The sequence below is a fragment of the Streptomyces sp. NPDC001843 genome (assembly GCF_042891955.1).
In the GTDB taxonomy this organism is placed as follows: Bacteria; Actinomycetota; Actinomycetes; order Streptomycetales; family Streptomycetaceae; genus Streptomyces.
In genome coordinates this window covers 716,445-741,256 of sequence record NZ_JBIATQ010000001.1, presented here as the reverse complement: position 1 = coordinate 741,256, position 24,812 = coordinate 716,445, and the positions used below count along the sequence as shown (strand labels likewise).

Sequence of the window (24,812 nt, the reverse complement as noted above, 5' to 3'; positions counted from 1 at the left end):
CTCAGCTGATCCCGAGCTTGGACTCGAGGGACTGGTAGGCGCTCAGGTCGGACTTGGTGACCAGACCCACGCCGGAGCTCAGGGTCGAGCCGTCCTTCTCCAGGTAGGGCTTGACGAGCGCCATCGTCTTCGCCTTGCCCAGCACCTTCTCCGCGGCCAGGATGTACGCCCCGGTGTAGCCCTGCTGGTACGGCATCTGCACCACGGTGCCGGAGATGACGCCGGACTTGATGAACTTCAGGGTCTGGGCGTCGGAGTCGTCCGACACGATGTGCACCGACGAGGTCTTGCCGGCCGAGGTCACCGCCTGGGCCAGCGCCGGACCGTCGTAGGAGTACACGCCGTACAGGCCGTTGACGTCCGGGTTGTTGGCGAGGATGGTCTCGGCGTCGGAGGTCGCGGTGCTGGCCGAGAGGTTGTCGTTGACCTTCTGCGCGACCGTGATCTTCGTGCCCTTGAGTGCCGCCTCGAAGCCCGCGATGCGCTGGGTGGCGTTCGACGCGGTGAGCGAGCCGACCAGGATCGCCACCTTGCCCTTGCCGCCCAGGACCTGCTTCATCGCGGTGCCCGCCTGGTAGCCCGCGGTGTAGTTCGGGGTGCCCAGGTACAGCGAGGCGGCGTCGGTTCCCGGCAGCGGCGAGTCGATCGCGAGGACGCTGATGCCCTTCTGGACGTCCTTGTGGATGGTGCCCGCGGCCGAGGTCGGGTCGATCGCCGAGATCGAGTACCCGGTGACGCCCTGCGAGCGCAGGGTCTCCAGCTCCGAGTTCTGCTCCGTCAGCTTGCCGTTGGGCGGGGCGAAGTACGTGCACTTGCTCTTCGGGATGCCGAGGTCGGAGCAGCCCTTGAGGAACCCGACCTGGCCGGCCTTCCAGTAGTCGGCGGCCACGTTCACCACCATCGCGATGTCGACCTTGGACAGGTCCTTGCCGGCCAGCGCGGACTTCAGCGCCTTGTCGAGCTTGGCGAGGTTCGCCTGGTTGAAGGTGACGGAACCGGACAGTGCGACGGGGGCCGCGGCGGCGGCCGAGCCGGCGCCCGCCGAGCTGGAGGGGGAGGAGCCGGAGGCGTTCTTGGAGCAGCCGGCGGCGGTGAGCGAGATGAGCACCGCGGTCGCAACGGCCACGGTGCGGGATCCTCTGGTACCGATCATTGTGATCAGCGCCCTTCTACTGTCGGGGTACGGGCGGGCCCACGGTCGGGTACGGATGTGGGCACAACGGGTTGGCTGGATCGTGGTCCCGTCCGCCGGCCGGGCACGGCGGTGCCCCGAAGTCGGGCGGGACGGATGGTTGGTGGTTCACTCGCGGGCCTTGGCGGACGAGTGGTGGGCCTGTGGCGGCGGCATGGGTGGACCGGCACGTGGCGGGGGGCAGGCGCCGGACGGGAGCCGGTCGCAGCGGCCGCGGGACAAGGCGGCGGTGGCCGAACCGCCCGCGGAGGATGAGGAGTTGACGGCTCGAGGCCGGGAACGTGGCCGGGGCGGAGCTGCCGACGGCCGGTGAGCGCCACGGCGGAACCCGCCGCCGGCGCCTCACTTCGCCGATTTCGCGTCCCCAGGGGTCAGTGCGGGGCGGTCATCCGGCACGGGTGTGTTACCGGCGGCGGCCTGAGGTCATCGCGTAGGTGGATGACCTGGACGTGGTCCGGCAGCCGGATCGTCGACGATCACGCTAACTTCATGCGGCCCATTTCGGTGTTCCTCTCCTGTGGGCAGGCCGGTGGTGGGTCACGGAGGCCGGCGGACGAGGCGCCGACGGCGTCCGTGACCGGGGCGCCGCTCAGTCGCGGGGGCGGGCCGCCGAGGCTCGCACCACCAGACTGGGCTGGATGATGACGTGTGGCGTCTCGGAGGACGCCGGAAGTGCCGCGTCGGGATCGCCGATGATCTCGATCAGCGCGCGCAGCGCGCGCCGGCCGAGTTCGTCGAAGTCCTGGCGCACGGTGGTCAGGGGCGGACCGAAGAACTCGGCCTCCGGGATGTCGTCGAAACCGATGACACTGATGTCCTCCGGCACCCGGTGCCCGGCCTGCTGCAGGGCCCGCAGCAGACCGAGGGCCATGTGGTCGTTGGCGCAGAACACCGCGGTGACGTCGGGGTCGGCCGCGATCCGCCGGCCCTGCTCGAACCCGGTGCGGGCCGTCCAGTCACCGCCGGCCAGCGGTGCCGGCACAGGAGCGCCCCGTTTTTCCAGGGCGCTCCGCCATCCGGCGCCGCGCTCCTGGGCGTCGAGCCAGGAACGCGGCCCCATCAGGTGGTGCACCGTGCGATGGCCGAGGTCGAGCAGGTACGAGGTGGCGAGCTCGGCACCCCTCTCGTTGTCCACGGCGACCGAGGCCAACGTGGTGTGGGTGCCGCAGCCGACCGCGACCAGGGCCACATCGGACGGCGCGTTCGCAAGCGCGGAGACCGCGGCGGTCTGCGGCGCTATCACGATGATTCCCTCCACACCCTGGTCCCGTAGCCGGTCGACGGCGTCCAGCACCGACCGCCGGTCCAGCGCGCCGACCGCGGCCACGGTGACGAAGTACTCGTGCTGTCTGGCCGCCTGCTCGATGCCGTAGAGCATGGAGGCGGGGCCGTACAGCGTGGTGTTGTAGCTGATGACACCCAGGGTCCGGGTCCGGCGGGTCGCCAGGGTGCGGGCGGCGGCGTTGGGGCGGTAGCCGAGTTCACGGACGGCCGCGAGCACCCGGTCCCGGGTGGTGGGCCGCACGTTGGGGTGGTCGTTGAGGACTCGCGAGACGGTCTGGTGCGAGACGCCCGCGACCCGGGCCACGTCCGCCATCACCGGTGCTCGTTCCCCGTCCACGTTCCACCCCCTGCTCCAAACGCGCCATCACGTTTCGGTCGGCGCGTTTCCCGGCTGGAGCCGACGCGCTGTGGACGAATTGTTAGCGCACACAATCTCAAGGGGTCAATACGTTCCGACCGGTCTCTTGCGGAACCCTTAACAGCGCTGTCATGTGCGCTCAGTCGCTCTGACCTGCCCGCACATCACCGCGAACGCCATCGCTGCGCTGCTGCCGAGCGCCGAATCCTGAGAAGCGCGTGACCCTAGTTTCCGCATTCTTGACCGTTCAAGCGGTGTCGCCCGCTGTTGACCGTGGCGTAAAAGATGGAGTCGCCAGACCGGCCGATCACCACCGGCGGTGCGAGAACGGCGCAGTTCGGAAGCAGTGCTGGAAGCCAACAGCGCGGAGCGCGGCCGTTGCCCGTCCCCCTGGAGCCCGGATGAGTGGCGACATCCGAGGATCTTGATTGTTAACGCTCACAACGCCCCCGCCGAGTGCGTGGCGAGTCGCGTGCGACGTCGACCCCGTGGCCCGGCGGCAGTGCCCGCACGACGGAAGAGGTTCACAGTGACAGTCAGACATCTGAGTGGGTTCCGGCTGAGAGTGGTGGGCGCTGTCCTCGCACTGCTCGCCGGCCTCCTGGCCGCGGCCATCGGCACCGCGGGCACGGCCCAGGCCGCCGGCTCCCTGCCGTGCGACATCTACGCCTCCGCGGGGACCCCCTGCGCCGCGGCGCACAGCACCACGAGAGCGCTCTTCGCCTCGTACAACGGCCCTCTCTACCAGGTCAAGCGAGCCTCGGACGGCGCCACCACCGACATCGGACTGCTCAGCGCCGGCGGCTACGCCAACGCCGCGGCGCAGGACTCCTTCTGCTCCGGCACGACCTGCATCATCACCAAGATCTACGACCAGACCTCGCACCACAACGACCTGACCATCGAGGGGCCGGGTGGCAACGGCGGACAGGACGTCGGTGCGATCGCCGACGCCCTGCCGGTCACGGTCGGCGGCCACGCCGCCTACGGCGTCTTCGTGTCGGCCGGCGTCGGCTACCGCGACAACAGCACCACGGGCATCGCCACCGGCGGCAACCCGGAGGGCGCCTATATGGTGACCAGCGGGCACCACGTCAACAACCGCTGCTGCTTCGACTACGGCAACGCCGAGACGTCCGGCAACGACACCGGAAACGGTCACATGGACGCGATCAACTTCGGCACCGAGTGCTGGTTCTCGTGCTCCGGCACCGGATCGGGACCCTGGGTCGAGGCGGACCTGGAGAACGGGCTCTTCTTCGGAGGCAACGGAGCCAACTCGAACAACACCGGCATCTCCAGCGCGTACGTCACCGCCATGGAGAAGAACAACGGCACGACCACCTACGCGATCAAGGGCGGCAACGCCCAGTCCGGCTCCCTGACCACCTGGTACAACGGGGCCCTGCCCAACCTCGGCGGCTACACCCCGATGCACCTGGAGGGCGCCATCGTCCTCGGCACCGGCGGTGACAACAGCAACGGATCCGACGGCTCCTTCTTCGAAGGCGTCATGACGTCCGGCTACCCGACCGACGCCGCCGACAACGCGGTGCAGGCCAACATCACCTCCGTCGGCTACACCACCCCGGCCGCCACCTTCCCCGTCGCCGGCACCGCCTACCGCCTGACCAACACCAACTCCGGCAAGGTCCTGGACGCGGTGAACTGCGGCACCGCCAACGGGACTGCGATCGACATCTGGGCCTCGCTCGGCAACACCTGCCAGCAGTGGAAGTTCGCCAGCGCCGGCAACGGCCACTACACCATCACCAACGTCAACAGCGGCACGGTCCTGGACGACAAGAACTGCGGGCAGTCCAACGGCACGGCCGTCCAGCTGTGGGCCTCACTCGGCAACACCTGCCAGCAGTGGGACGTCACCAAGGTCGGCAGCAGCTACACCATCACCAACGTCAACACCGGTATGACGCTGGACGTCGCGAACTGCGGAACGGCCAACGGGACCGTCGTACGCCAGTGGCAGCAGCTCGACAACACCTGCCAGCGGTGGAACATCGCCCCCTGACCGAACCGACCGACTCCCGGTGCCCCGTCGGCTCTCCCACCGGCGGGGCACCGGGGCGCCCCGAGCGGACCGGAGCCGGGGCAGACACCAAAAGCCATGCCGCCGATCTCGCCGTGCTGATCCGCGTCAGCCGATCGCGCGGAGGAAGCCGCCGGGCCCGCGACGCAAGCGCTCCACGGCCTGCGCCGTCGTCTCGTCGGCGGGCAGGAGGACGACCAGCTGCTGCGCGTCGGTGAGGGGCAGCTCCAACCGTTCTCGCTGCCACCGCAGCTCGTGCGCAGTGGGGTGGTTGCACCGAAGCGGGACCTGTGGTGGAGGCAGGTGGCGGTTGAGCCGCCGGGTGAACTCCTGCCCGGCCAGCGGGGCGAGTTCGGCGGTGAACCACTCGGAGATCTCCGCGGACGGCCCGAGCCAGATGTCAAAAGCCTGTTCGTCGGCCACCTGGTCCCAATCGGTGAAGAACGTCCGGGCCCGCGGATCGGTGAACACATAGCGGGTCAGATTCGGCTCCTCGGTCTCCAGCAGCCCGCTTCCGCCCATCACCAGCTCGAACCCGTCGGTGTGCGCGAGCACGTCACCCAACCGGTTGGTGACGAACGCGGCGGCAGGCTCCAGGAGTTGGAGGGTCGCCAGCACCGTGGGGCGGACCTGGCGGCTGGGCGGCGCCGGCCGCCGGTGCCCGGCGCAGGCCCCGCCGGTGATTTTGGCGAGGTAGCGCAGGTGGTCGCGTTCGGCGGCATCCAGGCTCAAGGCGTCGGCGAGGGCGTTGAGCACCGCGGGGGACGGGTTGCGGTCCCGTCCCTGTTCGATGCGGGTGAGGTACTCGACGCTGATCCCGGCGCGCGTCGCGAGATCTGAGCGGCGCAGCCCCGGCGAACGACGGCGGCCGCGGTCGGGGAGCCCGAACGACTCGGGCTGGATGCTGTCGCGCTTGGCCCGGACGAAGTCACCCAACGGAGTACTCATGGCCGCAGTTTAGTGACGGCGGACGGTTCGCTCGAAGAGCGCAGGGTGGCCCTGTGGGGGCCAGCCTGCGCCCGGTCTGGTTGCCGCTCCCGCAGCAGTGGACTGTTGAGCACATGAGCGAGAAGCAGAAGAAGCACAAGCTGGTCATCATCGTCGGGAGCGTCCGCGAGGGCCGGTTCGGGCCCGTCGTCGCCTCCTGGGTCGCCGAGCAGACGCGCGTACACGGTGGGTTCGACGTCGAAGTCGTCGACCTCGCAGACGTCGAGATTCCCTTGTCGTTGCCGGCGGCGCCGCCGAAGTTCGCCGGCGACTCCTACCCGCGCCCCGCGGCAATGAAGCCCCTGACGTCCCGCCTGGAAGAGGCGGAGGCGTTCATCCTGGTCACGCCGGAGTACAACCACAGCTATCCCGCTTCCTTGAAGGCCGCCATCGACTGGCACTTCACCCAGTGGACGGCCAAGCCCGTGGCCTTCGTCAGCTACGGCGGCGCGGCCGGAGGCCGTCATGCCGTCCTCCACCTGGAGAACGTGCTCACCGAACTGCACGCGGTGACCATCCGCGACGGTCTGGCGTTCCCGAACTACTTCACCACGTGGCAGGACGGGCAGCCGCTGGACCCCGAGGCGGCCGGTTACGCCAAGACGCTGCTGGACCAGCTCGCCTGGTGGGCCGGCGCCCTGAGCGCGGCCCGCGACGCGACCCCCTACCCGGCCTGACAGGGGAGCCGACGCCCATCATCGACGCCGTCCACCGCGTGCCGACCGGGCGGGGCATCCCCATGGCACACGTCGCGCTCGCAGGGGTGCTCGGCAGCCCGTGGTCGCCGCCCCCACCGTCGGAGCGACCGACCCGCAACACCTCGACGACGCCGTCGCCGCCCTCCACGTAACGCTCACCGATGCGGAGATCGAGACGCTGGAGGGCCCTGGCACGCCGCGTCGGCCGACAGGGTTCTGACACCCAGGGGGGATGCCCGACGGGGGCTCTACTCGAGGCCGATCGCCGCGCACTCCGACTTGTACTTGACGGTGCAGATGTCGGACGGCTTGTACAGGCCGTCGGCGATGACCGTGTCCTTGATGTTGTCCTTGGTCAGTGCGACCACGGGGACGAGCTGGCTCGGGATGTCCTTGTTCGTGGGGCTGCTGACGCTGCCCTGGGTGAGGGCGTCGAACTCGATGTCCTTGCCCTGGACCTTGGCGATGGCCATTTCGGCGGCACCCTCCGCCTCTGCCGCGTAGGACTTGTACACGCTCATGTACTGCTCACCGGAGACGATCCGCTGCACGGCGTCGAGCGTGGCGTCCTGGCCGGTGATCGGGGGCAGCTTGGTGACGCCCGCTGCCCTGAGGGCCTTGATGACGCCGCCCGCCATGTCGTCGTTGGCGGAGAGGACACCGGCGATGTTGTTCTTGCCGATGGCGTTGATCGCGTCCGTCATGTTGGTCTGGGCGAACTTCGGGTCCCAGTCCGCGGTGTCGTAGGACTTGGCGACGGTCACGGTTCCGCCCAGCTGGGAGAGAGCACCCTCCTTGAACTGCTTGGCGTTCGGGTCCAGGGGCGAGCCGTTGATCATGACGATCTTGGTGGAGGCGCCGGCACCCGGGCCCAGCGCCTGCAGCAGCGAGCGGGCCTGCACCTCTCCGACCAGTTCGTTGTCGAAGGAGATGGCCGCGTCGATCGGCCCCTCGGCGAGCCGGTCGTAGGCGATGACCGGGATGCCCGCCGCCTTGGCCTTCTTCACCTCGTAGGCGATGGCGTGCGAGTCGACGGCGTCGAGCAGGATCACGTCGACCTTGTCGTCGATCATCTGCTGCATCTGGGCGTACTGTTTGTCCGCGCTCGCTTCCGCGTTGGCGTACTCCACCTTGCCCTGATGGTGTGTCAGCTCCGCCACCTTGTTCTTGACGATGGGGTAGTCGAACCTGTCGTACCGGCTCGTCGAGGTGTCCGGCAGCAGCAACCCCACGGTCACGTCGTTGCCCTTGGTGGGACCCACCTCGGCGCCGCTCCCCGCCCCGCCGAACGTCCCGCAGGCGGTCAGCGAGAGAGCCAGTGTGGGTGCGGCCACGGCTATGGCGATATGACGCATTCGGGTGCTCACTTATGGTGCCTTCCGGACGAGGGTGCAGCATTGCGCCCCAGGTGACGGAAAAGCCAACGCGGACGCGGCCACCGGCGTCAAGCGGAACCACTGCAATGAGATGACAAAGCCGAGCTCCGCGTGGCGGACGGGGACTTGGCGGAAGGTGGCGCCGCGGCAGGGCGGGTGGAGCTGCTCCGGTCCGCGATACGCAAGGCGGTCGGGGTGGCTCGGCGTCGCGCGGGAGAGCCCGCCGATTTCCAACTTTCCGGAACGTGCGGTTCGACGTCTTGACGCGCCTATGGAGTTCCCCGATAGTCATGGCTTGATCCGAGCGGCCGAGCGACGGCTGCTCCGGCCGCGGATTGTTAGCGCTAACAATCCGCGGGTGGCCCGTCGGCGGACCGGCCGGCCCGGACGTGTCCACCCGCCCTCACCCCCCCGTCAGCCCACCCTCTGTCCGCCGCGAACCCGTTGGGGACGCGGCTTGCTGTCCCGCTGTCGATGAACAAGGGAGTTCATGGTGCCTGCGCTGATCATGTTCCGCCGACTGCGCCGGAGACTGGTCGTCTCCTTGGCCGCGGTGGCGCTCGCCTTCGGCGGCCTCGTCGCCTTCAGCGGCGTCTCACAGGCCGCCGCACAAGGGCCCTGTGACATCTACACGGCGGGCGGCACGCCGTGCGTCGCGGCGCACAGCACCACCCGCGCGCTGTTCGCCTCCTACAACGGTCCGCTCTACCAGGTGCAGCGGGCGTCGGACAGCGCGTTGCGGGACATCGGGGTGCTGTCCGCCGGAGGTGTCGCCGACGCCGCGGCGCAGGACGCGTTCTGCGCGGGCACCACCTGCACCATCACCCGCCTGTACGATCAGACCGGCGACGGCAACACCCTGGTCTACCAGGGGCCCGGCGGGACCGGCGGCGCCGATACGGCGGCCGCCGCGACCACCGAAGCGCTCAGCGTGGGCGGCCAGAAGGCCTACGCGCTGTACATCAACCCCGGCAACAGCTACTTCGCCTACAACTCCACCGGGGGCGTGCCGACCGGCAGCTCACCCGAGGGCGAGTACATGGTCACCAGCGGCACCCACGTCAACAACAAATGCTGCTTCGACTACGGCAACACCGAGACCGACCACCACGCCGACGGCAACGGCGCCATGGACGCGATCAACTTCGGCACGGAATGCTGGTTCGGCGGCTGCAGCGGAACCGGGCCGTGGGTGCAGGCCGACATCGAGAACGGCCTGTTCTCCGGTGGCAGCAAGACATGGAACCCCAACCAGGTCTCCCAGACCAGCCGCTTCGTCACCGCGATGCTGAAGAACGACGGCACCACCCAGATGGCGCTCAAGGGTGCGGGCGCCCAGTCCGGGAGCCTGACCCAGCTCTACAGCGGGGCACTGCCCAGCGGATGGAGCCCGATGCACAAGCAGGGCGCGATCATCCTCGGCAGTGGCGGTGACTGCTGCCAGACCAACACCAACGCGAGCGCGGGCACCTTCTACGAGGGCGCCATGGTCAAGGGCTACCCCTCCGACGCCACCGACGCCGCGGTCCAGGCCGACATCGCCGCGGCCGGCTACAGCACCACCACCCCCTTCACCCCGGGCGCGAGGGTGTCGCTGCAGGCCACCACCTCCTGCTGCACCGGCGACTACCTGCAGCACGACACCAGCGACGACAAGGTCGTGATCGCGCCGGTGACCTCCAGCAGTTCCGCCACCGTCAAGGGCGACGCCACCTGGATCGTCCGCGCCGGGCTGGCCAACAGCAACTGCGTCTCCTTCGAGTCGGCCAACACACCGGGCAGCTACCTCAGGCACTACGCCTTCCAGCTCCACCTCCAGCCCAACGACGGCACCGGTCAGTTCGCCGCCGACGCCACCTTCTGTTCCAAGCCGGGGAACAGCGGCACGGGTTACTCACTGCAGTCCTTCAACTATCCGGCCAAGTACATCCGCCACTACAGCTTCACCGGCTACATCGCGAGCGACGGCGGCACCAACGCCTGGGACAACACCTCCATGTGGGCCCAGGACACCAGCTGGCTCGCCGCCTCCCCCTGGAGCTGACGAGCACCACCACATCACAACCCCCTGTGAAGGAGTACTCCGTGATCAAACCACCGTGGATACGCCGGGTCAGACGCGCGCTCCTCGCGGCCGGTGCCACCGCCGCACTCGCCGCCGGCCTGCTCACCGCCTCGGCCACCACCTCGCAGGCCGCCACCCAGGGCCCGTGCGACATCTACGCCGCGGGCGGCACCCCCTGCGTCGCCGCACACAGCACCACCCGCGCCCTGTACGCCGCGTACAACGGCCCGCTGTACCAGGTACGCCGCGCCTCCGACAACACCACCCTGAACATCGGCGTGCTGAGCGCCGGCGGATACGCCAACGCCGCCGCGCAGGACTCCTTCTGCGCGGGCACCAGCTGCGTCATCACCGTCATCTACGACCAGTCCGGCAAGGGCAACAACCTCACCCAGGCACCCGCGGGCGGAGCCGCCGGCGGGCCGGACAACCTCGCCAACGCCTTCGAGGCGCCGGTCACCGTCGGCGGGCACGAGGCGTACGGCGTCTATGTCGCCCCCGGCACCGGTTACCGCAACGACCACACCAACGGCATCGCCACCGGTGACCAGCCCGAGGGCATGTACGCGATCTTCGACGGCACCCACTTCAACGGTGGCTGCTGCTTCGACTACGGCAACGCCGAGACCAACGACCACGACACCGGCAACGGCCACATGGAGGCCATCTACTTCGGCAACAGCAATTTCTGGGGCTCTGGCAGCGGCAACGGCCCCTGGATCATGGCCGACCTGGAGAACGGTCTGTTCTCCGGCGTGAACCAGCACCTCAACTCAGGCGACCCCACCGTCACCAACCGATTCCTGACCGCCATCGTCAAGGGCGGGCCGAACCAGTGGGCCATCCGGGGCGGCGACGCCCAGTCGGGCGGCCTGTCCACCTACTACAGCGGCGTACGTCCCAACGTCTCCGGCTACAACCCGATGCACAAGGAAGGTTCGATCATCCTGGGCATCGGCGGGGACAACAGCAAGAGCGCCCAGGGCACCTTCTACGAAGGCGTCATGACCTCGGGCTACCCCTCGGACGCCACCGAGAACGCCGTGCAGGCCAACATCACCGCCGCCGGTTACAGCAGCGGCTCGACCGGCACCGGCTCGCTGACGCCCGGCTCCCGGATCTCCCTGCAGGCCACCACAGCGTGCTGCACCTCCGACTACCTCCGCCACGACGACGCCGACACCAAGGTCGTCATCTCCAACATCAGCTCCTCCAGCTCGGCCACCGACAAGGCCGACGCCACCTGGATCGTCCGCGCCGGCCTGGCCAACAGCTCCTGCCTGTCCTTCGAGTCCGCCAACAACCCCGGCCAGTACCTGCGCCACTACAACTACGAGCTCTACCTGAACACCGACGACGGCGGTGGCAACTTCTCGAAGGACGCCACCTTCTGCCCCACCACGGGCAACAGCGGGGTCGGCCACTCCTTCCAGTCCGTCAACTACCCGACGAAGTACATCCGCCACTACAACTTCACGGCCTACATAGCCAGCAACGGAGGTACCAACACCTGGGACTCCACGACGTCATGGGCCCAGGACACCAGTTGGCTCACGGCGTCTCCCTGGAGCTGACGAGCAACCGGCCCCGGTGAGCTGACCCGACCTGAAACCCGACCGACCGATCGACGGCCCGCCGGCCCTCCCCGGCGGGCCGTCGCTCCGCCTTCTGCCGGCCCGGCCCCTTCAAGAAGTGGCAGGTTCTGGTCAAAGATGTCCCAGGTGCCGAACGCCTTCTCCCGCCCGTGGTCGGGTCTCTTCCGACGATCTGTCGACGCCCGTTTGGGAGGACCCGGTGCCAGCACCGAACCGTAGAAGACGATGGCTCACCATCTGCGCCACCATCGCATCCGCCGGACTCCTCGCGATACCCGCGAGCGCCGCGCCCGGCGGCCACAGCAGCCCCTTCGGGGTCCGCACCCTCAAGCAACTGGCAGCCGAACGCGAGCAGTCGGTGGGTTCCATGCGCCCCTCGGTGAAGGCCGGGGACGACGACGGCAACGAGGCCGACGAGATCGCCGAGGGTGCCGACCAGTACGCCGAGGCCCGCACCTCACCGGGCATCGTCGCACCGGGCGCGTACGGCGCCGCCTGGGCCGGTCTGACCAAACTTCCGAGAACCAAAGGCAGCTGGCGCAACATCACCGACCTGCCGTACAACTCCGACGACCCGCGCTACCGCGACGTCGACTCCAACTCCAGTGGCGGCTCGGGCGACGTCACCGGCCGCATGGCCGCGATGGCCGCCGACGACGCCGGGTACGTGTACGCGGGCAGCGCGGGCGGCGGCGTGTGGCGCTCGCGCAGCGGTGGCGGGCACTGGCGGCCGATCAGCGACCGGCTGCCCTCCCAGTCCACCGGCGCGCTCGCGCTCGACCGCGCCGGACGGCTGTGGCTGGGCACCGGCGAGGCCACCACCAATGCGGACGCCTACCTCGGCAGCGGTGTCTACGTCCTGTCCGACCCGCACCACGGCACGTTCTCCTCGCGCAGTCGGGTCGGCGGCGACGAACTGGAGTCCACCACCATCCACGAACTGCGCTTCGGCGGCGGCAAGGTGTGGGCGGCGACCAGCGAGGGCGTGTGGAGCCACTCCACCAGGAAGCTCGGCGGGGCCTGGAAGCTGGAGTACGCGCCCAACCCCGACTACCTGCCGGGCGGTTCCAAGGCCGACGACCCCGACGCGGCGTACAAGAACATCGCCAACGACATCGCGATCGACCCGAAGGACCCCTCGAAGGTGGTGCTCGCGGTCGGCTGGCGCAGCGGTGACGACTACAACGGCTTCTACACCAAGGTGAAGGGCGCCTGGACGCGGATCACCAGCGGCCTGGGCGACCTGCCGGCCGACCCGGACGACGTCGGCAACGTCACCTTCGCCCGCTCCGCCGACGGCTCCCGCTACTACGCCGTCGACCAGTCCCCGGAGCAGCTGAACACCGACCCGGACAGCGGTCTGGAGGGCATCTACGTCTCCAAGTCGGGCTCCCCGACGGGCCCGTGGACGAAGATCGCCGACTACAAGGGCCTGGCCGCGGACAACTCGGCGCTGACCACCGCCGGTTACATGCCGGGCGTGCAGGCCTGGTACAACCAGTTCCTGGCCGTCGACCCGGCGAACGCGGAGCACGTGTACGCGGGCCTGGAGGAGGTCTACGAGACCAAGGACGGCGGCGGCACCTGGTCGACCGTCGGCCCGTACTGGAACTTCCCCTTCCCCTGCTGGAGCATCGACCCGGCCAGGCAGACCGGCTCGTGCAGCCAGACGACGCACTCCGACCAGCACGGTGTCGCGATCGGCCGCTACCACGGCAAGAGCTACGTGTACGTGGGCAACGACGGCGGTGCCTACAGGCGTCCGGTCGACGGCGCCCAGGACTCCTCCGGCCACGCGACCGACTGGACGTCCCTGAACGACGGCACCATCGACACCCTGCAGTACTACTCCGTGGGCGTCGGCAAGGACCTGGAGCACGGCGGCGTCTCCGTCACCGGCGGCCTGCAGGACAACGGTCAGTCCATCCTGCGCGGCAGCGACAAGGTCATGGGCTCGAACTTCGGCGGCGACGGCGGCGACACCCTCACCGACCCGGCCAACGGTTGTGACATCGCCCAGGAGTACGTCTACCTCGCCATCCAGGTGACCCAGAACTGCGCGGTCAACAACGGAAGTTGGACCACCGATCCGAGCAAGGCCACGTCGTACAACGTCGCCCCGGCCGACAACGCCACCAGTGAGGCCCGCTTCATCGCCCCGCTCGCGGCCGACGCGAAGGACAGCTCGACATGGATCGCGGGCGGCCGCCACATCTGGGTGCAGACCCACGGCTACGCCATCCGCAGCGGCGCCGAGTGGAAGAGCGTGTACGACCTCGGCTCCGGCCGCACCGCGACCGCCGTCGCCGCCTCGGGCGGCAAGGTGTACGCGGCCTGGTGCGGCCCCTGCAACAACGAGGGCTTCGCCCGCGGTATCTCCGTCGGCAACGCGGACGGCACCGGCTGGCACGACATCGCGCTGCCGGTCGACGGGACGGTGCCCAACCGCTACCTGAGCGGCTTCGCCGTCGACCCCGGGAACGCCGACCACGTCTTCCTCGCGGTCAACGGCTTCTCCCGGCACTGGACCGAGGGTCCCGGCGCCGGTGTCGGCCACGTCTTCGAGTCCACCGACGGCGGCACCACCTGGAAGGACGTCTCGGCGAACCTCCCCGACGTGCCGGCCGACTCGGCGGTCGTCACGCCGAACGGCGGCCTCGCCGTCGCCACCGACCTCGGCGTCGTCTACCGCGCCCCCGGCCACACCAGGTGGCAGCGCGTCGGCTCCCTCCCGGCCGTCGCCGTGCTCCAGCTGAAGCTGAGCCCCGACGGCAAGACCCTGTACGCGGCGACGCACGGCCGCGGCATCTACACCCTCAGGGTGCGCGACTGCGACTGACCCAGGCAGCGGCACGCGGCGGTGATCCCGGATTCCGGGATCACCGCCGCGTGCGTAGTGCGTATTGCGTGTCGCCGGACGATCGTCCATCATCAGGATTCCTGATAGTTCAAGGTTGTAATGATGTGGGGCGAGGATCATGCCGTTCAGCTCAAGAGTCCAGGCCATGGGTATCCAGCTGGTGCTGGGCCGCATGATGGCCCGCGTGCACGAGGGTCTGCGCTTCACCGATCTCCCCGGGAGCACCGAGACCCTCCGGGTGGAGACCGGTGCCGGAGCGGTGACCTGCGCCGTCTACCGTCCGTCGGAGCCGGCCGGCACCCCTGCCCCCGTGTACGTCAACTTCCATGGCGGCGGTTTCGTGGTCGCCCGTCCGGAGCAGGACGACCACATCTGCCGCTACATAGCCGCCAAGGCCGGCTGTGTCGTCGTCAACGTGGACTACTCGGTCGCGCCGCAGCAGCAGTTCCCCGTACCCGTCACCCAGGCCTACGACGTCACCGCCTGGGTCGCCGCGAACGGCGGTGCGAACGGCTGGGACGGTTCCCGGATCGCCGTGGGCGGACACAGCGCCGGCGCCAACCTGACCGCCGCTGTCTGTCGCCTGGCCCGGGACCGCGGCACCTTCTCGCCCCGGCTCCAGATCATCGACTCGGCACCGCTCGACCAGCTCGCCGATCCCGCCGGCAAGCGGTCCCTCATCGCCAAGCCGCTGCTCAGCCCCCGGCTCATGCGGATCTTCACCGGCGCCTACCTCCCGGACCCTACCGACCGCGCGGACCCCCTCGTCTCGCCCGGACTGGCCGACGACCTCGCAGGGCTTCCCCCCGCCCTGGTCATCACCGCCGAACACGACCGCCTGCGGGATGAGGGCGACGCCTACGCCAAGGCCCTGGAAGCCGCCGGCGTTCCCGTCACCCACCGTGTCTTCGAGGGCGTCGACCACTACTTCACCCACACCGGCCCGGTGCCGGCCGGGAAAGAAGCCATCGACCTCATGGCCACCACCCTGCGCACCGCGCTCGGCGACTGATGCGCTTCGGGGCCCGCGCCGCATGATCGGCCGGATGGCCCCGAGGCGCGCCAACGCCTGTCACAGGCCCAGGGAGACGGCGAACCGGGTGAGTTCGGCCGTGGTGTTGATGTCCAGCTTGGCTCGAATCCTGCGCAGATACGCATCGACGGTATGCCGGGACAGGCCCATGCGGCGGGCTGCTTGCAGGTGGGTGCACCCTGCGGCGATGTGGTGCAGGGTCTCGCGCTCACGAGGGGCCAGTGCGGGAGCGGGTTCCTCGACACGCGGTGGGGTGTTGGTGAAGCTCATGGGATTTCCTGTGACTGCTCGGCACGGTCACCACTGCCCGCTTCATGGCGAACAAGAGAGTGAATGACCGGAAAGTCCATATCTGGTCGATATGTGGAGTTTGGCGGCTTCGTGTCATGGCCGTACCCGTGAACTGTCACAGCCGCGTCACAGCGTCACCGAAGATATGGCAAGGGGTGTGTCGGTGTCGTGTTGTCAAGTCCCGAGATGCAGCGGCATGACGAGGTCGGAGCGCGCGGTCGTAATGGAGTCATGAGCCGGACGGACACGGATGGCTCGTCCCAATGCCGGAACCTTCCGGCGCTTCAATTCCACCGTTCTCATCGGAGTCCGATTCTCATGACCAACAGGATCACCAAGCGCATCGCACTGCTGACAGCGTCCACTGCTCTGGTTGCCGGAGGCGCCGCTCTTGTTCCGGGGAGCGCGTTCGCGGCCGAACCCGCGGGAGTGCACGCGATGGCGCAGAGCCATTACCGCCATCACCATCACCACTACGGCAGGGACCGCGGGCGGGGAGACGTCTACATCTTCGTCCAGGGCGGTAACAGCAGTAGCACGAGCACCAGCAGCAACACCAATACCAGCACGAACACCAACACCAACACCAACACCAGTACGAGTACCAGTAACTGAAAAACTGCTGCTGAAATCCGGCTGGACGGCGATGATCCGTCCAGCCGGATTTTCCGGCTGCACCGGGCCGGCCGTGCGTTTGTGATGTTGAGGCATCCGATCTTACGGTTTTCGTAGGGCCGGGCGGTGTGGAGGTCCGCCATGACGAAGGGCCAGGACGGCGAGCGTGTGGTTGCGGCGAGGTATCGGCTGCTGCGCAGGCTCGGGGCCGGCGGCATGGGCCGGGTGTGGCTCGCTCATGATCAGAAGCTCGACTGCGACGTAGCGATCAAGGAAATCGCCATGCCCGGTGACCTGTCGGAGCAGGAACTGAGCGGTCGTATCGCCCGGGCCCGGAACGAGGCGCAACACGCCGCCAGACTGCGCAACCACCCGCATGTCGCCACGGTGCACGACGTCGTCGAGGACGGTGGCCTGCCCTGGATCGTGATGGGGTACCTGCCAGGGGCGACGGACCTGAAGGAGTGGGTGCAGGAGCACGGGCCGCTGTCGGTCGCGGAGACCGCGCGTATCGGCCTGGCTGTACTCGATGCCCTGGAGGCCGGTCACCGGATCGGCATCCTGCATCGAGACGTCAAACCGGCCAACGTGCTCCTCGCCGGGAAAAGCCCGCAGGAGGCGCCCTATGACAACGGCGGGCGCGTACTGCTGGTGGACTACGGTATTTCACTGCGGCCGGACTCCGGGGAATCGCGGTTGACGGGGACGTCCGAGATTGTCGGCACCCCTGGCTTCCTGGCCCCCGAACGTGCCCGTGGAGCGCCGCCCACCCCGGCATCGGATCTCTTCTCCCTCGGCGCCACGTTGTACTACGCCGTGCAGGGAACGGGCCCCTTCGACCGGCTCTCCGATGTCTCCACTCTGACGGCACTGCTCTTCGAAGATCCCCCGCCACCGGAACTGGCAGGAGGCCTCACACCCGTCCTGCTCGGTCTGATGGCCAAGGATCCTGCCCAGCGTATGACCGCCGAGGAGGCGATGCGTCAACTCGCCGCATGCGCTGTCCGGCCTGCGGCCACGTCAGCGCCGTACCAACACGCTGCCGCGACGACAATGCCCCTGCCGTCACCGGAAGAGTCGGTCTCGTCTCCGGCAGCCGACACGCCACCGACCGACGAAGTCCCTTCCAGGGCCGGGCCACCACCGCAACCGCCGCGGACGCGTGCACGAAAGACACCCTCACCTTCCCTGATCGGACGTATCGCCGGAGTCCTGCTGCTGGTCGGCGGCGGCTTGTGGGCCGGGTCCGAACTGCTGAACCGCCAGACCGCCCACACCGGTCAGGAAAACTCGGCCATGCCCTATGGAACCGATGTCGGATTGACCCGCGAACTGCACCCGGGTGACTGCGTCGCCGCCTCATGGCCCGCACAACGCTTTCAGAAGCCACCCAAGCTCAAGGTCGTCGACTGCAAGACCTATCCGGACGGCCAAGTGCTCGACGTGAACACCAACACCGCCTCCCTGAGTGAGGCAACGGCAGACAGCCCCGGCATATGTGTCGGGCTCCTGCGCAACACCGTGCGCGACATGGTCGACGTCCAGTCCTACGCGCTCGTGCCCAGCGCCGCCGCGTGGAACCACGGCGTACGGACCACAGCGTGCTTGCTCTTCGGCAAGACCGTCGGTCTGTACGGCCCAGTGGGCCGTTACCGGCATAAAGGGGATCAGGTTTTTGTCGAGAACAGCTCAATCAGTGATTGCTACGACATGAAGAAGCTGGAGGAGCACAACTACGCACACCTGCTGACCGACTGCGGAAAGCCACATGATCTGCAAGGCTTGGGTTACGTGCGGGCCCCTGCCGGTATGAAGTTCGATGCCTGGGACGCCTTCTACGGCCTGTGTGTCAAACGCTATGGCTCTTTGAAGAGCCCCACCCGTGACCTGTACGCCTGGAACCATGCCGAAGACACCTGGAGGCAAGGATTCCACTTCGTGATGTGCCTGCTCTCGATGCCCCAAGTGGGGGACAAGCTACCGCCAGGTTCGGTGCAACCGGCCACGGGTGGGGGATAGGTGGGTGACGCGCCCGCCAGATGCGGAGGGAACGCTTCCATGGGCTGCCTCGTTGCCCCGGGGTCCGCCCATGTCGCCGTCCCTGGGAGCATCGTGCCCGAAACCACGGCCACCTCCACCGTCGTCCCCGTTCCACCCGCCCTCGGCGCGCAGGCCGAGCGGCTGATCGAGTCGGGAGTCCATGAGATCGCCGGGCTGACCGCCGCCGCGATCCGTTCCTTCGCCGAGGCCGCCGAGGCCCGTACGGGCGGCGACGGCGCCCTGCTCGCCGTCCACCCGGACCGTGCCCCTGCCTCCGCCCTCGCGCCGCTGCTCAGCCACGCCGGCAAGCCGGGCTTCGTCGTCACCGACATGACCGATGTCGACCTCTTCACCCCGCTCGACACGATCGCGCTGCCTGACACCCCGCTCTACCTCGTCACCGGCCTCGACCGCGGCGACCGGATGGCCGACTGGAGCCCGAACGAGGCGCTGCCCGCCCTCGCCGCCGAGGCCCGTACCCCGTTGCTGCTCACCGAGGGCATCCACTGGGTGCTGCAGCAGCCCGCCGTCCTGGAACGCAACCACTGCTTCATGACGATCGGCTCCCGGCTGCGCAAGACGGGCGGCACCCTCGACTCCCGCACCCCGGCGATCTGGATCAGCAACGGCACCGGCCGGGACGGCCGTGAGCGCCGCGACGCCCCGAAGGTCGGCTGGTGCTGGGCGGGGAACCGGCACACCTGGCTGGGCTTCGCCTCCGCGCAGGAGCGCCGGGGCCTGGACGGGTAAGGGCCCCCGGCCGGCTGCTGTGCCGGTCAGGGGCCCTTCGGGGTTCGGTTACGTCAGCCGTCGTTCTCCGGCGACGGGATGTAGGCGCCGGGCACGTCGTTCGGCGTGTAGATCTTGCTGTCGCCGGGGTACGGCTTGGTCCAGTTGTGCGTCTCGTACCAGGTGAGGCGGTTCATCTGCTCCGGGTTGGCGAAGTCCGGCACCGCCTTGGTGCCGGTCAGCCGCTGGTGCGACTCCCACGTCTTCCACTGCGCCGCGACCTTCCGCTCGGACGCCGGCACCGTCACAGACGTCTGCGCGGGCGCCGCGCCCGCGACCGACGGTGCCGGGGTGTCCGAGCCGCAGGAGGGCTGGGTGCTCAGGCCGAGGGTCAGCGAGGTCCGGTTGGGCTGCGCCGTGAACGGCGTGTAGTTCGGCTTCGAGGTGAACGCCCCGAACATCGGGGTGGCCGCGCTGTCCATCTGGTTCATCGGGTGGATCCCGAGGATCTGCTCGATGGTGCGGATCATCGTGATCTGCGAGTAGTAGTGGCTGTCGACGGTGCCGTGCTGGGCGTAGGGGCTGATGACCTGGACCGGGGCACGGTGACCGTCGACGTGGTCGAGGCCGGCCTGGGAGTCGTCCTCGACGACGAAGATCGCCGAGTCCTTCCAGTACTTGCTGTGCGTGATCGTGTCGACCATCTTGCCGACCGCGAGGTCGTTGTCCGCGACCTCGGCGGCCGGGCTCGCCGGGCCACCGGTGTGGTCGTTGGAGAACCAGAACATGTTCAGGTTCGCCGGGCCGTTCTTCTCGAAGTCCTGCTTCCAGATCTGTTCCTTGTAGACGTCCGGGACGTTCAGGTCGAACAGCGGGAAGCCGGGCACCGACACCTTGTTCAGCGACGGGATCGCCGAGCCCGTCTGAATGGGGTACTGGGTCTGCTGCCCGGTCGCCTCCATGTTCTTGGCGTCGCAGTACAGGTTCTGCCAGGTGGCGTCGGCCGGCTTGCTCTCGATCGACTGGAACTCGCCGTAGTCCTTCACGGACTTGCCGGCCGCCTGGGCACCGGTCCAGATGAAGCCGGTCTTCTGGTGGCCGAGAACGTCGTCCTCGGTGTCGTAACTACGCGTGTACTCGCCGGCCGATGACTCGGTGTACTCCGGGTTGTCCGACTGCATCAGCCAGTTGTGGCCCTCGGCGGAGTTCGTGCCGACGTCGTAGAAGTTGTCGTACAGCCCGAACTGCTCGGCCAGAGCGTGCTGGTTCGGCGTCACGTTCTCGCCGAACTGCGTGACCGTCGGGTCGCCGTTGCCCTTCGGGATGTCGCCGAAGACCTGGTCGTAGGTCCGGTTCTCCTTGACCAGCAGGAAGACGTGCTTGATCGTCGAGGGGTCCCCGATCCGCGCCGGAACCGGCACCGGCTTCGCGTAGCTGCTGCCCTGGGCCGTCTTGACCGAGCCGGGGGTCCAGCCGTTCTGCTTGAAGACCTTGACCGTCTGGGACCTGATGACGCTGTCGTCCGGCAGCGTGAACTGCGTCAGGCTGGAGGTCGTGTCGTGGGTGCCGTGCCCGGCGTTGGTGGTGGGCCGACGGGCGTCGATACCACGGGTGTTGGAGACGACCACCTTCTTGCCGACGGCTGTGATCTCCGAGGGGAAGTAGTCGGTCGGGAGGAGCCCGACGAAACCGGCCGGCTGCTGCGGGGAGGTGTAGCGGTAGACGGCGACCGCGTTGGCGCGGCCGAGCGTCACCAGCAGACGGCCGTCGTCGGTGAGCGTCACCGCGTTTGGCTCGTAACCGACCTTCGCCTCCGGCCACGGCTGGGTGGCGATGGTCTGTACGACCTTGTCCTTGGCGGTGTCGACGACCGACACGCTGTTGTCGGCGGTGTTGGTGACGAACACCGCGCCCTTCTTGGCGTACACCGCGGTCGGGTGCAGACCGACGTCGATGCTCCCGACGGCCGCCGAGGGGTCCGTCAGGCTGATGACGCTGACCGTGCCGGTGGTGGCGGCGCCGGTGTCCCCGTCGGCCGGCACCTGGGTGCCGTAGGAGTTCATCGTGGTGTCGCCGGCCTTGGCCGGACGTCCGCCCTCGTTGCTGACGTAGAGCTTGCCGCCGACCAGGGCGAGGCCGCGCGGGGCGTTGCCGACGGCCCAGCTCTGCTTGATGGTTCCGCTGGCCGCGTCGATGGCGACCACCCGGTTCTGGCCGTTGACCGCGGAGTACACGGTGGACCCGTCGGCCGAGAACACCGCCCCGCCCACCAGCGCCTGCTTGGAGCCGTCGGCCGGGATGGAGACGGCCGTCGGGTTGGACAGGGTGCCGTCCGCATTCACGGTGAACTTGGTGTAGCCGCCGCTCTGGCCCAGCCACAGCTGCTTGCCGTCGGGCGAGTACGTCGGGCCCTCCTGGCCGACGGAGGCGCTGCCGATGCGCAGGTCGTCCGCCTTGTTGGTGCCGACCTTCTGCTTCACCTGTCCGGTCGCCAGGTCCAGGATGACCAGCGCGGCGTCTCCGTCGGCGACCGAGGCCGCGAGGTGGGTGCCGTCCGGGCTGACCGTGGACGACATGATCTTGCCGTCGTTGATGACGGTGCGGTCGCCGTACGGGTTGATGTACTGGTCGGCGGCGACGACCTGACCGTCCTTGGTGACCTGGCCGACCTGCTGGGTGCCGAACTGGTACGTCGAGGCGACGGCGGTGCCCGTGACACCGAGGGCGACCGTGATGCCCGCCGTCACCAGCAAGGTCCGGCGTCCGACGCGTCTGCCGAGAAGGCTGATCTGCTCCTTCTCACTGCTCCGACGCTGCCGTGTTACCTGCATGGAACTGTCCCTTCGGGGGAGGGGAGGAGGTCGGGGGGTGGAGTTCAGGGGGTCGAGGTGAGTTCGACGTTGCCGTCGAACTGCCAGAGGGGGTTCGGCGCGTCCCCGGCGGAAGTCCGCACCATGAAGTAGCCGTTCACTTCCTTCGGACCGTCGCCGTCGGCCATGTACCGCCCGTCGGCCGTGACGTCGAGCTGGTAGACGGCCTGGCCCGTGACCTGGACGCCCGGGATGTGCCAGGAGACGACGCAGCGCCAGTCGTTGCCCGGCCCCTCGGCGGCGACCTGGCCGGCGCCCTTGTTGCACGCCGCACTGGCTCGCAGCCGCGCCTCGGTGACGTCGGGGCGGTGGAGCTGCTCGGTCTGCAGGCGGTAGAGGTGGGCGAACACCGTGGCGACCGAACGCTGCACCTTCTCCTGCTGGATTCCGGAACCCACGGACGGGGTCACCACGGCGACGGCCGCGACCGAGAGGGCGACCAGCCCGGCCAGCGGCAGGAGCCCGGTGGTGATCGCGCGGCGCCCGGAGCCGTCGTAGGTCAGGCCGGTGAAGTCGCGCCGCAGGAAGAGCAGGAAGGCCAGCGCGGTCGCGAGCACGGCCCACGCCAGGCTGACAACGATGCCGACGAGGAGCGGGCCGAGCTGCGCGGGGCTGGTGAACAGGCCGTTCCAGGCGATGAAGGCGTAACTGGGCAGGGCGAGGCGTACGGCGACGGGCAGCGGCAGCATCTGGGCGAGCTGCGTCGCCAGTGCGACGAGCGCGGGCAGCAGCAGGCCCATCGGGGACCGCCCCAGCGCCACCGACCCGAGCAGGCCGATCGCGGCGAGGGCCAGCGTCGGGGCGAGCACGCAGACCCACGCGAGAAGGACCTTGCCGGCGGCGTCGGACGGCGCCAGCAGATGGCCGTCGAGGCCGACCAGCGGCCGGTTGCCGACCGCCAGCAGCCCGCCGACCGTGCTGGAACAGGCCAGTCCGGTCACCAGCAGCAGGATGACGGAGAGGCTTGCCAGTGACTTGGCCAGGAAGATCCGCCGGGGCGAGCGGACGGCGACGAGCAGATGGCGCCAGGTCCCGAGCCGGTCCTCGGAGGCGAACACGTCACCGGCGACCACCGAGGTCAGCAACGGCAGCGCCCAGGTGCCCGCGAAACCGAGCATCACCAGCGGCGCGGCCCACCCCGTGGCGAGCATCCAGCGACCGAAGAGAGTGTCGGAAGGGAGGGTGCTCTGCTGACTCACCCCGGTGACGAAGAGCGCCGGCGCGATCCAGCAGGCGAGGACCAGCAGGCGGATCCGCCATTGCGAGACGAGTTTGACCAGTTCGAAGCGGTAGCCGCGCCACACCGTGACGCGACTGGCGCCGGTGGCGCGGTCGTTGACCACGGTCGCGGTCATCTGCCGTCCTCCTGCTGCTCGGTGAGGGCGAGGAACGCGGCCTCCAGGGGGGAGACGACGGGAGTGAGCTCGCGCACCGCGATGCCCGCGTGCACGAGCCCCGCCACCAGTGCGTCGAGGGCGGGAACCAGCGCGCGCACGACGAGCCGTTCGGCGTCCTGCCGTGCGCCGGTGTCGTCGACGACGCGGATCCCGGCCGTGTCGGCGGCCAAGCGGCGGGCGGCCCGCGGGTCGGACGTCACCACCCGGTAGTCGAGTTCACGGTTCTCGGCGGCCAGCTTTCCGATCGGGCCGGAGAAGACGACCCGTCCGGCGGCGAGGATGGTGACTTCGGAGCACAGCGCCTCGAGGTCGTCCATGCGGTGGCTGGAGAGCACCACGGCGGTCCCGTCCGCCGCGAGCCGGGTGAGGACACCGTGTACGTGTTTCTTGCTGGCCGGGTCCAGGCCGTTGGCGGGTTCGTCGAGGACGAGCAGCCGCGGCTTGGTGAGCAGGGCGGCGGCGAGCCCGAGCCGCTGGCGCATACCGAGGGAGAATCCGCGGGTCCGGTCGTCCGCGACGTCGGTGAGTCCGACCTCGGCCAGCACACCGTCAATTCCCGCAGTATGTACGTCACTTCCGCGAAGCGCGGCCAGCGCGGCGAGGTTCTGCCGGGCGGTGAGCGAGGGATAGAGTCCGGGGCCGTCCACGAAGCCGGCGACGCCGTCGGGAGCGGCGAGCGCCCGCCCGACCGGCGTACCGAGGATCTCGAGGCGGCCGCTGTCGGCGACGGCCAGACCCAGCAGGAGACCGAGCAGCGTGGTCTTGCCCGCGCCGTTCGGGCCGACCAGACCGTGGATCTGCCCCTGCGTCACATCCAGATCGATGCCGTCGAGTGCGACGACGTCGCCGAAACACTTGGTGATCCCGCGAGCCCGGATTGCGAGGAGTTCGTCCATGAGTCCCTTCTTTCGCAACGGTGAAGGAACTTAGGCTCGGCACACAACCCGGGCAGGGGCGACTGGTTGAACGTACATGGAACGGATCGTCAAGGCATCGGCAAGTCCGTGCGTACGGACCGGTCGGCACGAAGCCGGATCCGGGTACTACAACGGTGGCGCCGAACGCGCGGAACGCCGGTCGGGACGGAACGCCGTGGAGTGCGTTCGGGTCCCGCCGGCGTCCGGGGAGCGGCCTGGGGCTGGGGAGCGGGGAGCGGCCTTGGGCTGGGGCTGGATGTGTGGGGTCAGGCGTGGGCCGCCACCGGACGGCCGTTCGCGGTGAGCGTCCTCCAGAGCTGCACGGACAGTCGTACCAGGGCGGCCTCGATCAGGGCGACGGCGACCTGGGTCAGGATCGTGGTGAAGATGTGCGGCACGGTGAGCCGCCTTTCGTGAGCGGTGTGCTTGGTGCTGCGGACCGCTCCTTTGTCCGGTTT

The 24,812-nt window shown here is 68.9% G+C and carries 18 protein-coding genes; 9 read left to right on the top strand and 9 right to left on the bottom strand.

Annotated features, from left to right (window positions below):
- Window position 1: 1 nt before the first annotated feature.
- Both ACFYZQ_RS03470 and ACFYZQ_RS03465 read right to left on the bottom strand, forming a co-directional pair.
- Window positions 2-1,126 (bottom strand): substrate-binding domain-containing protein, encoded by a 1,125-nt coding sequence (locus ACFYZQ_RS03470; protein ID WP_389141123.1) that lies wholly within the window; start codon window positions 1,124-1,126, stop codon window positions 2-4.
- A 655-nt stretch (window positions 1,127-1,781) separates the two neighbouring features.
- Entirely contained in the window at window positions 1,782-2,789 is a 1,008-nt protein-coding gene (locus tag ACFYZQ_RS03465; RefSeq protein ID WP_389141881.1) for a substrate-binding domain-containing protein, read from the bottom strand.
- 613 nt (window positions 2,790-3,402) lie between these two features.
- On the opposite strand from ACFYZQ_RS03465, the gene ACFYZQ_RS03460 reads away from it, so the two are divergent.
- Window positions 3,403-4,863 carry an arabinofuranosidase catalytic domain-containing protein gene (locus ACFYZQ_RS03460; protein ID WP_389141121.1) on the top strand — a complete coding sequence of 487 codons (1,461 nt, stop codon included), beginning with the start codon at window positions 3,403-3,405 and terminating at the stop codon, window positions 4,861-4,863.
- Between the two features lie 126 nt (window positions 4,864-4,989).
- Here ACFYZQ_RS03460 and ACFYZQ_RS03455 read toward each other — a convergent pair whose 3' ends face one another.
- Window positions 4,990-5,829 (bottom strand): helix-turn-helix domain-containing protein, encoded by an 840-nt coding sequence (locus ACFYZQ_RS03455; protein WP_389141119.1) that lies wholly within the window; start codon window positions 5,827-5,829, stop codon window positions 4,990-4,992.
- A 113-nt stretch (window positions 5,830-5,942) separates the two neighbouring features.
- On the opposite strand from ACFYZQ_RS03455, the gene ACFYZQ_RS03450 reads away from it, so the two are divergent.
- Window positions 5,943-6,545 carry an NADPH-dependent FMN reductase gene (locus ACFYZQ_RS03450; protein ID WP_389141117.1) on the top strand — a complete coding sequence of 201 codons (603 nt, stop codon included), beginning with the start codon at window positions 5,943-5,945 and terminating at the stop codon, window positions 6,543-6,545.
- Between the two features lie 269 nt (window positions 6,546-6,814).
- Here the strand turns inward: ACFYZQ_RS03450 and ACFYZQ_RS03445 are convergent, their stop codons facing one another.
- A complete protein-coding gene (locus ACFYZQ_RS03445; protein WP_389141115.1) occupies window positions 6,815-7,921 on the bottom strand; it encodes a sugar ABC transporter substrate-binding protein in 1,107 nt (368 codons plus the stop codon).
- A gap of 511 nt (window positions 7,922-8,432) precedes the next feature.
- Here ACFYZQ_RS03445 and ACFYZQ_RS03440 point away from each other — a divergent pair.
- The 4 genes from ACFYZQ_RS03440 to ACFYZQ_RS03425 all read left to right on the top strand — a co-directional run bounded on the left by ACFYZQ_RS03440 (window position 8,433) and on the right by ACFYZQ_RS03425 (window position 15,474).
- On the top strand, window positions 8,433-9,986 hold the full coding sequence (locus ACFYZQ_RS03440) for an alpha-L-arabinofuranosidase B (protein WP_389141113.1): 1,554 nt from the start codon (window positions 8,433-8,435) through the stop codon (window positions 9,984-9,986).
- 41 nt (window positions 9,987-10,027) lie between these two features.
- Window positions 10,028-11,581 carry an alpha-L-arabinofuranosidase B gene (locus ACFYZQ_RS03435; protein WP_389141111.1) on the top strand — a complete coding sequence of 518 codons (1,554 nt, stop codon included), beginning with the start codon at window positions 10,028-10,030 and terminating at the stop codon, window positions 11,579-11,581.
- 220 nt (window positions 11,582-11,801) lie between these two features.
- Complete coding sequence (locus ACFYZQ_RS03430) at window positions 11,802-14,441, top strand: glycosyl hydrolase (RefSeq protein WP_389141109.1); 2,640 nt, start codon at window positions 11,802-11,804, stop codon at window positions 14,439-14,441.
- A 139-nt stretch (window positions 14,442-14,580) separates the two neighbouring features.
- Entirely contained in the window at window positions 14,581-15,474 is an 894-nt protein-coding gene (locus ACFYZQ_RS03425) for an alpha/beta hydrolase (protein ID WP_389141107.1), read from the top strand.
- Window positions 15,475-15,534: 60 nt separating this feature from the next.
- Here ACFYZQ_RS03425 and ACFYZQ_RS03420 read toward each other — a convergent pair whose 3' ends face one another.
- Window positions 15,535-15,765: a response regulator transcription factor gene (locus ACFYZQ_RS03420; protein WP_389141105.1), complete on the bottom strand. Its 231-nt coding sequence runs from the start codon at window positions 15,763-15,765 to the stop codon at window positions 15,535-15,537.
- 459 nt (window positions 15,766-16,224) lie between these two features.
- Here ACFYZQ_RS03420 and ACFYZQ_RS03415 point away from each other — a divergent pair, with 459 nt between their 5' ends.
- From ACFYZQ_RS03415 to ACFYZQ_RS03405, 3 genes are all read left to right on the top strand, one after another.
- A complete protein-coding gene (locus tag ACFYZQ_RS03415; protein WP_389141103.1) occupies window positions 16,225-16,401 on the top strand; it encodes a hypothetical protein in 177 nt (58 codons plus the stop codon).
- Window positions 16,402-16,542: 141 nt separating this feature from the next.
- Complete coding sequence (locus ACFYZQ_RS03410) at window positions 16,543-18,420, top strand: protein kinase (RefSeq protein ID WP_389141101.1); 1,878 nt, start codon at window positions 16,543-16,545, stop codon at window positions 18,418-18,420.
- 93 nt (window positions 18,421-18,513) lie between these two features.
- Entirely contained in the window at window positions 18,514-19,191 is a 678-nt protein-coding gene (locus ACFYZQ_RS03405; protein WP_389141099.1) for a DUF5701 family protein, read from the top strand.
- A gap of 53 nt (window positions 19,192-19,244) precedes the next feature.
- Here the strand turns inward: ACFYZQ_RS03405 and ACFYZQ_RS03400 are convergent, their stop codons facing one another.
- The 4 genes from ACFYZQ_RS03400 to ACFYZQ_RS03385 all read right to left on the bottom strand — a co-directional run bounded on the left by ACFYZQ_RS03400 (window position 19,245) and on the right by ACFYZQ_RS03385 (window position 24,752).
- Window positions 19,245-22,001, bottom strand: a complete 2,757-nt coding sequence (locus tag ACFYZQ_RS03400; RefSeq protein ID WP_389141097.1) for a bifunctional YncE family protein/alkaline phosphatase family protein — start codon at window positions 21,999-22,001, stop codon at window positions 19,245-19,247.
- A 44-nt stretch (window positions 22,002-22,045) separates the two neighbouring features.
- Window positions 22,046-23,395 carry an ABC transporter permease gene (locus ACFYZQ_RS03395; RefSeq protein ID WP_389141095.1) on the bottom strand — a complete coding sequence of 450 codons (1,350 nt, stop codon included), beginning with the start codon at window positions 23,393-23,395 and terminating at the stop codon, window positions 22,046-22,048.
- Window positions 23,392-24,333 carry an ABC transporter ATP-binding protein gene (locus ACFYZQ_RS03390; RefSeq protein WP_389141093.1) on the bottom strand — a complete coding sequence of 314 codons (942 nt, stop codon included), beginning with the start codon at window positions 24,331-24,333 and terminating at the stop codon, window positions 23,392-23,394. The genes ACFYZQ_RS03395 and ACFYZQ_RS03390 overlap by 4 nt, the downstream gene beginning before the upstream one ends.
- Window positions 24,334-24,620: 287 nt before the next feature.
- On the bottom strand, window positions 24,621-24,752 hold the full coding sequence (locus ACFYZQ_RS03385) for a hypothetical protein (protein ID WP_389141091.1): 132 nt from the start codon (window positions 24,750-24,752) through the stop codon (window positions 24,621-24,623).
- Between the last annotated feature and the right edge of the window lie 60 nt (window positions 24,753-24,812).

What these genes read in the sequence shown, in the direction of transcription:
- ACFYZQ_RS03445 (WP_389141115.1), bottom strand. Translation starts at nt 7,921, where the DNA reads ATGCGTCATATCGCCATAGCCGTGGCCGCACCCACACTGGCTCTCTCG.
- ACFYZQ_RS03395 (WP_389141095.1), bottom strand. Translation starts at nt 23,395, where the DNA reads ATGACCGCGACCGTGGTCAACGACCGCGCCACCGGCGCCAGTCGCGTC.
- ACFYZQ_RS03400 (WP_389141097.1), bottom strand. Translation starts at nt 22,001, where the DNA reads ATGCAGGTAACACGGCAGCGTCGGAGCAGTGAGAAGGAGCAGATCAGC.
- ACFYZQ_RS03410 (WP_389141101.1), top strand. Translation starts at nt 16,543, where the DNA reads ATGACGAAGGGCCAGGACGGCGAGCGTGTGGTTGCGGCGAGGTATCGG.
- ACFYZQ_RS03465 (WP_389141881.1), bottom strand. Translation starts at nt 2,789, where the DNA reads ATGGCGGACGTGGCCCGGGTCGCGGGCGTCTCGCACCAGACCGTCTCG.
- ACFYZQ_RS03455 (WP_389141119.1), bottom strand. Translation starts at nt 5,829, where the DNA reads ATGAGTACTCCGTTGGGTGACTTCGTCCGGGCCAAGCGCGACAGCATC.
- ACFYZQ_RS03420 (WP_389141105.1), bottom strand. Translation starts at nt 15,765, where the DNA reads ATGAGCTTCACCAACACCCCACCGCGTGTCGAGGAACCCGCTCCCGCA.
- ACFYZQ_RS03415 (WP_389141103.1), top strand. Translation starts at nt 16,225, where the DNA reads ATGGCGCAGAGCCATTACCGCCATCACCATCACCACTACGGCAGGGAC.
- ACFYZQ_RS03390 (WP_389141093.1), bottom strand. Translation starts at nt 24,333, where the DNA reads ATGGACGAACTCCTCGCAATCCGGGCTCGCGGGATCACCAAGTGTTTC.
- ACFYZQ_RS03425 (WP_389141107.1), top strand. Translation starts at nt 14,581, where the DNA reads ATGCCGTTCAGCTCAAGAGTCCAGGCCATGGGTATCCAGCTGGTGCTG.
- ACFYZQ_RS03440 (WP_389141113.1), top strand. Translation starts at nt 8,433, where the DNA reads ATGGTGCCTGCGCTGATCATGTTCCGCCGACTGCGCCGGAGACTGGTC.
- ACFYZQ_RS03450 (WP_389141117.1), top strand. Translation starts at nt 5,943, where the DNA reads ATGAGCGAGAAGCAGAAGAAGCACAAGCTGGTCATCATCGTCGGGAGC.